Origin of the sequence: Rothia nasimurium, assembly GCF_928392795.1 — a bacterium.
Taxonomy (GTDB): Bacteria; Actinomycetota; Actinomycetes; order Actinomycetales; family Micrococcaceae; genus Rothia; species Rothia nasimurium_F.
In genome coordinates this window covers 272,011-280,381 of sequence record NZ_CAKMTJ010000003.1, presented here as the reverse complement: position 1 = coordinate 280,381, position 8,371 = coordinate 272,011, and the positions used below count along the sequence as shown (strand labels likewise).

8 protein-coding genes are annotated in these 8,371 nt (G+C 61.2%); 4 read left to right on the top strand and 4 right to left on the bottom strand.

Annotation, left to right across the window (positions count from 1 at the left end; all coding sequences use genetic code 11):
- From L6963_RS05360 to L6963_RS05345, 4 genes are all read right to left on the bottom strand, one after another.
- Nucleotides 1-235: helix-turn-helix domain-containing protein (locus L6963_RS05360; protein WP_237207817.1), on the bottom strand; the 235-nt coding region annotated here is incomplete at its 3' end.
- Nucleotides 236-590: 355 nt separating this feature from the next.
- Complete coding sequence (locus L6963_RS05355) at nucleotides 591-1,142, bottom strand: adenine phosphoribosyltransferase (protein WP_237206831.1); 552 nt, start codon at nucleotides 1,140-1,142, stop codon at nucleotides 591-593.
- Between the two features lie 9 nt (nucleotides 1,143-1,151).
- Complete coding sequence (gene argH, locus L6963_RS05350) at nucleotides 1,152-2,594, bottom strand: argininosuccinate lyase (RefSeq protein WP_237206830.1); 1,443 nt, start codon at nucleotides 2,592-2,594, stop codon at nucleotides 1,152-1,154.
- 120 nt (nucleotides 2,595-2,714) lie between these two features.
- Nucleotides 2,715-3,917 (bottom strand): argininosuccinate synthase, encoded by a 1,203-nt coding sequence (locus L6963_RS05345; RefSeq protein WP_237199929.1) that lies wholly within the window; start codon nucleotides 3,915-3,917, stop codon nucleotides 2,715-2,717.
- 222 nt (nucleotides 3,918-4,139) lie between these two features.
- Here L6963_RS05345 and L6963_RS05340 point away from each other — a divergent pair, with 222 nt between their 5' ends.
- The 4 genes from L6963_RS05340 to L6963_RS05325 are packed head-to-tail and all read left to right on the top strand — an operon-like array spanning nucleotide 4,140 to nucleotide 8,360.
- A complete protein-coding gene (locus L6963_RS05340; protein WP_237206829.1) occupies nucleotides 4,140-4,595 on the top strand; it encodes a hypothetical protein in 456 nt (151 codons plus the stop codon).
- Nucleotides 4,579-6,138 carry a sensor histidine kinase gene (locus tag L6963_RS05335; RefSeq protein ID WP_237206828.1) on the top strand — a complete coding sequence of 520 codons (1,560 nt, stop codon included), beginning with the start codon at nucleotides 4,579-4,581 and terminating at the stop codon, nucleotides 6,136-6,138. Before L6963_RS05340 ends, L6963_RS05335 begins: the two co-directional genes overlap by 17 nt.
- 42 nt (nucleotides 6,139-6,180) lie before the next feature.
- Nucleotides 6,181-6,843 (top strand): response regulator transcription factor, encoded by a 663-nt coding sequence (locus tag L6963_RS05330; RefSeq protein WP_237206827.1) that lies wholly within the window; start codon nucleotides 6,181-6,183, stop codon nucleotides 6,841-6,843.
- Nucleotides 6,843-8,360, top strand: a complete 1,518-nt coding sequence (locus L6963_RS05325) for an SLC13 family permease (protein ID WP_237186804.1) — start codon at nucleotides 6,843-6,845, stop codon at nucleotides 8,358-8,360. Before L6963_RS05330 ends, L6963_RS05325 begins: the two co-directional genes overlap by 1 nt.
- Nucleotides 8,361-8,371 lie beyond the last annotated feature (11 nt).

The following is an 8,371-nucleotide window of genomic DNA, read 5'->3' as shown; positions in this document are numbered from 1 at the left end:
TTTCGATGGTGTTGATAGCTCGTGAGACTGTCGATTGAGAGACAGCAAAAAGTTCTGCGAGGAGTTCTTCGGTGAGGTTATGGCGGTGGTAGAGCAGGGTGATTTTGAGGGCTTGGTTGAGGGTTAGTGCTGGTGGTCTTCCGCCTGGTTTTGACCAGGTGAGGTGATGGGTGAGGGCTGTATGTAGCGTGGCGAATTGCGTGGCTGTGAGGCCGGTTGTACGCTGGTGTGGCAACGGTCTTGTCCGGTATGGCTTGAGGTTATTTGTAGAGATTTAACGCTCATATTTTTGCCGCGGGTGGGGCCGTTGTCTAGTTGGTGGGTGTGGGGTGCGTGCCTACTTTTGAATAAGCCTCTAAAACTAATGTCGTTACCCAGAATCAAAACTATCGCAATTGACCCAGCTATCTCTACGAGGCGCTGAGTTTTCGTTACCGCAAGGTTCAAACGCAACTTCCCTGTGAGACTGAATTTCAGTCAAAGACAAGATGGCCAAAGGGTAAGCCCAGAAAATGGAAACAAAAAAACCGTGCAAGCTGGAAAAAGCAGCTTGCACGGTATTGGGATTTCTGAGCTTAATAGGCTGGTGTCTACTCAGCTACCAGCGACAGGGCCTCCAGGCGGTGGCCGGCCAGGATCTCGCGTCCGCCCAGGCCCTCAAGCTCCAGGAGCACGCCAATGCCGGCGACCTTCAGGTCAGCCATCTCCATCAGGTGGGTGGCCGCCTCAAGGGTGCCGCCGGTGGCCAGAAGGTCATCCACAATCAGCACACGGGAACCTGCCGGGATGTCGTCCTTGTGAATCTCAATCGCGGCCTTGCCGTACTCCAGGGAGTATTCCTTCATGTAGGTATCGCGCGGCAGCTTACCGGCCTTACGCACGGTCATGACGCCGGTACCGGCAATGTAGGCAATAGCCGAAGCCATCAAAAAACCGCGCGCCTCAACGCCAGCTACGATATCGAACTGACCCTCAAAACGCTGGGCGAGCTCTTCCATCGACGCCCGGAAGACCTGCGGGTTAGCGAACAGGGTAGTGACGTCGTAGAAGAGGATGCCTTCCTTGGGGTAGTCCTGAATCTGCGCGCAGGCAGCGGGAATCTGCTCCTCAAGGGGCAGGGAAGAATCAACGGGCTTAATCATGCTTTTAGCCTAGCTGATGACCTGGGGGCGGGCTGCGAAAGCACGCGCAGGTTCTAGCTCACTCTTGAGCGCTTCCAGCTGGGCGGCCACAGCGGACGGGGCGGTGCCGCCCTGGGCGCTGCGGGAGTTCAAAGACCCCTCAACGGTGAGCACTTCGCGGACGCCCGCGTGCAGGGCAGGTGAGATAGCCAGATAGTCCTCGTCGGTCAGGTCCCACAGCTCGCAGTCCTTTTCTTCGCAGACGCGCACAGCTTCACCGGCCAGTTCGTGGGCCACACGGAAGGGCACGCCCTCGCGCACCAGCCACTCGGCAACGTCCGTCGCCAGGGCAAAGCCCTGGGGAGCCAGCTCAGCCAGACGGTCGGTGTTAAAGATGAGGGTAGCAATCATGCCGGAGACAGCGGGCAACAGAACTTCAAGCTGGTCGATGGCATCAAAGACCGGTTCCTTATCTTCCTGCAGGTCGCGGTTGTAGGCCAGGGGCAGGGCCTTCAGGGTTGCCATCAGACCGGTGAGGTCACCAATCAGGCGGCCGGCCTTACCGCGGGCAAGTTCAGCGATATCGGGGTTCTTCTTCTGCGGCATAATCGACGAGCCGGTCGAGAAAGAATCGTGCAGGGTCACGAAGGAGAACTCCTTAGTGGCCCAGAGAATAACCTCTTCAGAGATACGGGAGAGATCCACCGAAATCATGGCGGCAATCCAGGCGAACTCGGCGTAGACATCGCGAGAGGCAGTGCCGTCGATGGAGTTGTGGGTTGCAGAGTTGAAGCCCAGGTCAGCTGCTACAGCTTCGGGATCCAGCCCCAGGGAAGAGCCCGCGAGCGCCCCGGAGCCGTAGGGAGACACAGCGGCGCGCTTGTCCCAGTCCAGCAGGCGGTCAAGATCGCGGGACAGGGCCCAGGCGTGGGCCAGGAGCTGGTGGGAGAGCAGGACGGGCTGGGCGTGCTGCAGGTGGGTGCGGCCGGGCATGGGTGCGTAAGGGTGGGCCTCAGACTGGGCGATGAGGGCATCGATGGTATCCATGACGCCCTGAGCAATGATGGAGGCGTGGTCACGCAGGTACATTCGGCCCAGGGTGGCAATCTGGTCGTTGCGGGAGCGGCCAGCGCGTAGCTTACCGCCCAGTTCGGCACCGGCACGTTCGATGAGGCCCTTTTCGAGGGAACCGTGCACGTCTTCGTCCGACTCCGCCGGGGTGTAGGCGCCAGAACGGACGTCGGCTTCAAGCTGGTCGAGGGCTGCAATCATGCCGGTGAGCTCGTCGTCGGTGAGCAGACCGGCCTTAGCCAGCACACGGGCGTGGGCGCGGGAGCCTGCAATATCGTAGGGCGCTAGACGCCAGTCGAACTGGGTTGACTTCGACAGGGCGGCAAGGGCCTCAGAGGGGCCGCCTGCGAAGCGTCCGCCCCAGAGAGCGCCATCGTTGGTACCGTGCTTTTCAGCTGACATAGTTTTACCTTTGCGGGGTTGGGAAAATCGTGCGGGGTAAGGCAAAAGCCGCCCGCCGGCGTCCTCACCTTTCAGTGGGATAAGGACGCGCGGGGTTGGGCGGCTGAAGCGGGGCTAGTTTTAGAGGCCCAGGCGCTGGTCGCGGGCTGAAGCGACCTTGGAGGACATACCGAACAGCTCAATGAAGCCGCGGGCCATGGACTGGTCGAAGGTGTCGCCCTCGTCGTAGGTGGCCAGGTTGAAGTCGTAGAGGGAGGTCTCTGACTTACGGCCGGTAACAACGGCGCGACCACCGTGCAGGTCCATGCGGATATCGCCGTTGACCATCTTCTGGGTGTCGTTGATGAAGGCGTCCAGGGACTTCTTCAGCGGTGAGAACCACTGGCCGTCGTAGACCAGTTCGGTCCAGCGCTGGCCAACGATCTTCTTGAAGCGGGCCTGCTCGCGCTCGATGGTGACGTTTTCGAGTTCCTTGTGGGCAGCCATGAGAGCCATAGCGCCGGGAGCCTCGTAGATTTCGCGGGACTTAATGCCGACCAGGCGGTCTTCAACGATGTCGATACGGCCGATACCCTGGGCACCTGCGCGGCGGTTCATAATCTCGATAGCTTCAAGCGGGGTAACTGCCTGACCGTCGATAGCAACAGGGACGCCTTCCTTGAAGGAGATGACGACGGTGTCGGGGGTGGGAGCGAAGGTGGGGTCGTCGGTGTAGTCGTAGACGTCCTTGGTGGGGGCATTCCAGATGTCTTCAAGGAAGCCGGTCTCAACAGCGCGGCCCCAAACGTTCTGGTCGATGGAGAAGGGGTTCTTCTTGGTGGTGACAATCGGCAGATTGTTCTTTTCTGCGTAGTCGATAGCCTTCTCACGAGTCAGGGCCAGGTCACGCACGGGGGCGATGCACTTAAGCTCGGGCCCCAGGGTCTGGATACCGACCTCAAAGCGGACCTGGTCGTTACCCTTACCGGTGCAACCGTGGGCAACGGTGGTGGCGCCAAACTGCTTGGCTGCTGCTACCAGGTGCTTGGTGATGACGGGGCGGGACACCGCCGATACCAGGGGGTAGGCGTCCATGTAGAGGGCATTAGCCTTGAGAGCGGGCATGCAGTATTCATTGGCGAATTCATCGCGGGCATCCGCTACATAGGCTTCAACGGCACCGCAGTCGAGGGCGCGCTGGCGGATGGTCTCGAGGTCCTCGCCGCCCTGCCCTACGTCAACGGCAACGGCGATAACTTCTGCGCCGGTTGCTTCGCCGATCCAGCCGATGGCAACTGAGGTATCTAGACCGCCTGAGTAGGCCAGGACGATGCGCTCTTTCATGGTGCTCCTTGAGATATTACGTTCAGGGGCGGGAGGTCCCCGCAGGTTCTATAAATAATTATGCACACTCAGACATAATTATGCAAAACGTATCAGTCAGTGATACGCGCTACTATCATCGCGCGCCACCCCAGAACCAGCAAGAGAAACGCGCGCCCAAAAATGAAAAAACCTTAATGGAATACTCACAGAACTTTTAAAGACAACTGCCACACTAGAAACATGCTCAAGAAATACATGTTCGGAATCCTGCTCCTGGCAGCCGCCGCCATCGTCGCGGCCCTTGCCCTGGTCATGACCTTTCGCGGCCAGCTCGGCGATGAAGTTGACCCCATCGTGCTCGACCGCACCAGCTCGCCGAGTGCAACGGCGTCCGCCTCCCCTCGCACTGCCAGCGCAACGCCCACCGCAGCAGAAAGCTCCGAGGCAGCCGCTGAGCCCGAACAGGCCCCAGCAGAACAAACACCTGCTGACCAGGCTCCGGTTGAACAAGCACCAGCCGAGCAAGCTCCCCCGGAGCAGGCACCGGCAGAACCCGCCCCGGTAGCCCCCGCACCCGTGGTGGTTGAGCAGGCCCCTGCACCCGTCGCTCCCCCGGCGCCCCAGGTAGAGTACTACCCCACCGAAGCCGACGACGATGACGACTACGAGGTAGATGACGATGACGATGACGACTAAATGGTGGCCCCGCCGAACCACCCACCAGCGTACAGGCTCCGTGCGTCTGCGTATCGTCGCCTGGATGGTACTGGTCACCACCTTCGTTATCACCGGCCTCATCTTTACGGTGCGAGAAATCCTCATCAGCGAAGTCGGCACCAAGGCAGCAGCAAACACCAGCAGCGAAATCTCCGAGTTCCGCACCTTCGCCGAACTCGGCGTCGACCCCACCACCGCTGCCCCCTTTGAGAATCTTGACCAGATGCTCACAACTTTCGTCTCCCGCCAATACACCGGCTACAGCGAACAGCTCATCGGAGTCACACCCCAGCAGGTCATCTTCATCGACGAACAACAGCAGTTCGCCGAAGACACCGGCTACCGGCTACACCAGGACAGAGACCTGCTCGCCAGCATCACCGGCAACAGCAGGACGTCGGGGATTGAGCAGACCCCGGCAGGGCCGGTGCACTGGGGCAAGGTAGAAATAAGCCTCAACACCGACAGCGGCAGCCAGGCAGGCTACCTGGTCGTTGTCGAATACATCCAGCCAGAACTCGACGCGGTGCAGCACACCATCGTCACCATGATATGGGTGGGCCTGGGCGGGCTAGCAGCCACGGTCGTCATCGCCTGGCTTGTAGCCTCCCGTATCACCAAGCCCATTCGCAGCCTGCGCACCGTAGCCCAGGACATCAACGACAAAAACTTTAGCGGCCGCGTCACCGTAACCGGCGACGACGACGTAGCAGCCATGGGCCGCACCTTTAACCAGATGCTCGACCGATTGGAGGAGTCAGCCATGATTGAACGCCAGTTTATGGACGACGTCAGCCACGAGCTGCGCACCCCCATCACCATCGTGCGCGGCCACCTAGAACTCATGGACCGCACCGAGGAACAGGATCAGACCCTACAACTGGTCGATGACGAGCTAGAACGCATGGGCCGTATCGTCGCTGACCTGCTCACCCTCGCCAAATCAGAAAGGCCCGACTTCGTGGCGCCCCACCCGGTTGAGGTAGCAGAACTCATGATTACCCTGGACTCCAAGGTGCAGGCCTTCACCGGCCACCGCTGGATGATGGCCGACATCGCCGAGGGCGAGGTACAGCTTGACGAACAGCGCATCACCCAGGCCATGGTGCAGCTCTGCGCCAACGCCGCCCAGTATTCGCCCGAAGAGTCAACCATCTCCATCGGCTCCCGCTTCGAGGGCAAGGGGGCAGAACGCACCCTCAACCTCTGGGTGCGCGACCGGGGCCCAGGCGTCAGCGAAGAAGACGCCGCCACCCTCTTCGAACGGTTCAAGCGCAACAACGCCAAAAATCCCGCCACCGCCAAAAAGCACTCGGTCGGGGCAGGTCTGGGACTGGCCATCGTCCGCTCCATCGCAGAAGCCCACGAGGGCTCCGTCTGGATCGCCCAGCCGGACGACGGCATCGGCGCGATCTTCGGCATCACCCTGCCAGCACCCACCGACCCCGACCAGGGCCAGGACGACAGCACCCCGGCAGATACCCCCGTCACCGTCACCCGCTACCCCAGCTGGACCCGCTAACCCCTCACCCACACACCCAAACACGTCGAAAGAAGCACCGCCATGAGCCATATCCTCATCGTTGAAGATGACCCGCGTATCTCGTCCTTCATCGTCAAGGGCCTCAAATCAGCCGGCTACACCTCAACCCTCATCGACGAAGGCCGCTCAGCCTACGCCCTGGCCAAGGTCAGCGACTTCGATCTCATCATCCTCGATGTAGGCCTACCCGGCATGGACGGATTCACCATCATGAAGGCCCTACGCGCCGACGGCATCACCACCCCCATCATCATGCTCACCGCCCGCGACTCCGTCTCAGACACCCTCGAAGGGCTCGAAAACGGCGCTAATGACTACATGACCAAGCCCTTCCAGTTTGCCGAGCTACTGGCCCGCATCCGCCTGCGCCTGCTCGATACCAACCGCGAAGAAAGCAGCGCATCCACTCTCACCCACCGCGACCTCGTCCTCAATGTGCTCACCCGCCAGGTCACCGTCTCAGGAGCCAGCACCGAGCTCACCAGCCGCGAGTTTGCCCTGCTAGAGACCTTCATGCGCCACAAGAACCAGGTGCTCTCCCGAGAGCAGCTCCTGGGGCAGGTGTGGGGTATGGACTTCGACCCCAACTCCAACATCGTTGACGTCTACATTCGCGCCCTTCGCAAGAAAATCGGCGACGACTACATCGCAACCGTACGCGGGGCAGGCTACAGGTTCGTCTAATGAAACTTCTCTACACCTCAACCTCCACCCCGGCGCAGGAGCCGCCGACCCACACCGCGCCGCTACCGGTACAGGCCCCCAGCTTCATCACCGTCAAGGTGCTTATATCCTTCTTCCTGGCGGTGCTCCTGATTGCGGGCACAGCCCTGACCGGAGTCACCTCAGAAGAGCTCTCCCTCGAAGGGGCCCTCACCCTCACCATCTTTATTCTGGCGATCTGGGCCTGGGTGTTCAGCCCGCTGTCAGACACCTACGTCTCACTCGCAGCTGCGGTAGCTCTGGTGCTCACCGGCATCATCAGCACCGACCAGTTCACCGCCTCACTGGGCACCTCAGCCGTCTGGCTGCTGGTGGCCGCTGTGGTGATGGCCCAAGCGCTGACCGCCTCAGGTCTCACCCGCCGTCTCACCGCCCGGCTCGTAGCACTGGCCCGCACCCCGCGTCAGCTCGCCCACCTCTACAACCTAGCCCTCTTTCTGACCGTCTACCTAGTCCCCTCACCTTCAGGCCGAGCAGCCCTTGCCCTGCCCATCTACCTGGCCATGGCAGAAGCTATGCCCGACCGCCCCAAGCTGGTCAAGGCCCTGGGAATCCTAGCGCCCTCCACCATCCTGGTCTCAGCGGTTGCCTCGTTTATCGGTGCAGGTGCCCACCTGGTCACCGCCGAAATCCTGGTGGCCTACGGGCTAGAAACCATCGGCTTCCTTGAATGGATGGTTCTGGGCTCAGGCCTGGGTCTGCTTGCCTCGCTTCTGGTCACCGAACTGGTCTTCGCGCTCTTCCCCACCCGCGACGACGCTCCGGCAAAACTGCACATCGACCTGGCAGACTTTGAAACCGAAGATTCCACCCCCGTACGTGGCGCACTTACCCAGCCAGAGAAAAATATCGCCCTGGTACTCGGCCTTGCAATCCTGCTCTGGTGCACGGAGTCCTTCCACGAGGTAGACCCGGTGATTGTGGCCGTGCTCGGCGCACTGGCCGCTAGTGCCCCTGGCTTCGGATCCGTCAAGCTGGCTGCCGCCCTCAAGAAGGCCCCCTGGCCCATGCTCATCTTCATGGCCACGACCCTGGCCATTGGTACCGCTCTCTCGGAGTCGGGGGCAGCGACCTGGCTGGCAGAGTCAATCTTCGCCCCGGTTTCAGGGCTAGGACGCAGCGGCGCGGCAGCCTTCGTGCTTCTCGTCATCGCCCTCTCGACGGTGGCCCACCTGGTGATTCAGTCCCGCTCAGCCCGCTCGGCCGTTCTGGTTCCCCTGATTATCACCGCCGCGATTCCCCTGGGGGTCAACCCGGTAGCAGCCGCCTTCATCTCAACCGCAGCCGCCGGCTTCTGCCACACGCTGACATCCAGCGCTAAACCGGTAGCCCTCTTTGCCTCCATCGACGGGAAACCCACCTACACCCCGTCCGATCTTCTCAAGCTTTCGGCCTGGCTGGCACCGCTCCACGCAGCGCTCATTGCCGGCTTCGCCTTCTTCATCTGGCCGGCCCTGGGCCTGCCGCTCTACCTCTAAATCACCACACC

Bases quoted from the DNA above. Each gene is read 5' to 3' on its own strand.
- L6963_RS05330 (WP_237206827.1), top strand. From the start codon at position 6,181: ATGAGCCATATCCTCATCGTTGAAGATGACCCGCGTATCTCGTCCTTC.
- L6963_RS05340 (WP_237206829.1), top strand. From the start codon at position 4,140: ATGCTCAAGAAATACATGTTCGGAATCCTGCTCCTGGCAGCCGCCGCC.
- L6963_RS05345 (WP_237199929.1), bottom strand. From the start codon at position 3,917: ATGAAAGAGCGCATCGTCCTGGCCTACTCAGGCGGTCTAGATACCTCA.
- L6963_RS05325 (WP_237186804.1), top strand. From the start codon at position 6,843: ATGAAACTTCTCTACACCTCAACCTCCACCCCGGCGCAGGAGCCGCCG.
- L6963_RS05355 (WP_237206831.1), bottom strand. From the start codon at position 1,142: ATGATTAAGCCCGTTGATTCTTCCCTGCCCCTTGAGGAGCAGATTCCC.
- L6963_RS05335 (WP_237206828.1), top strand. From the start codon at position 4,579: ATGACGATGACGACTAAATGGTGGCCCCGCCGAACCACCCACCAGCGT.
- argH (WP_237206830.1), bottom strand. From the start codon at position 2,594: ATGTCAGCTGAAAAGCACGGTACCAACGATGGCGCTCTCTGGGGCGGA.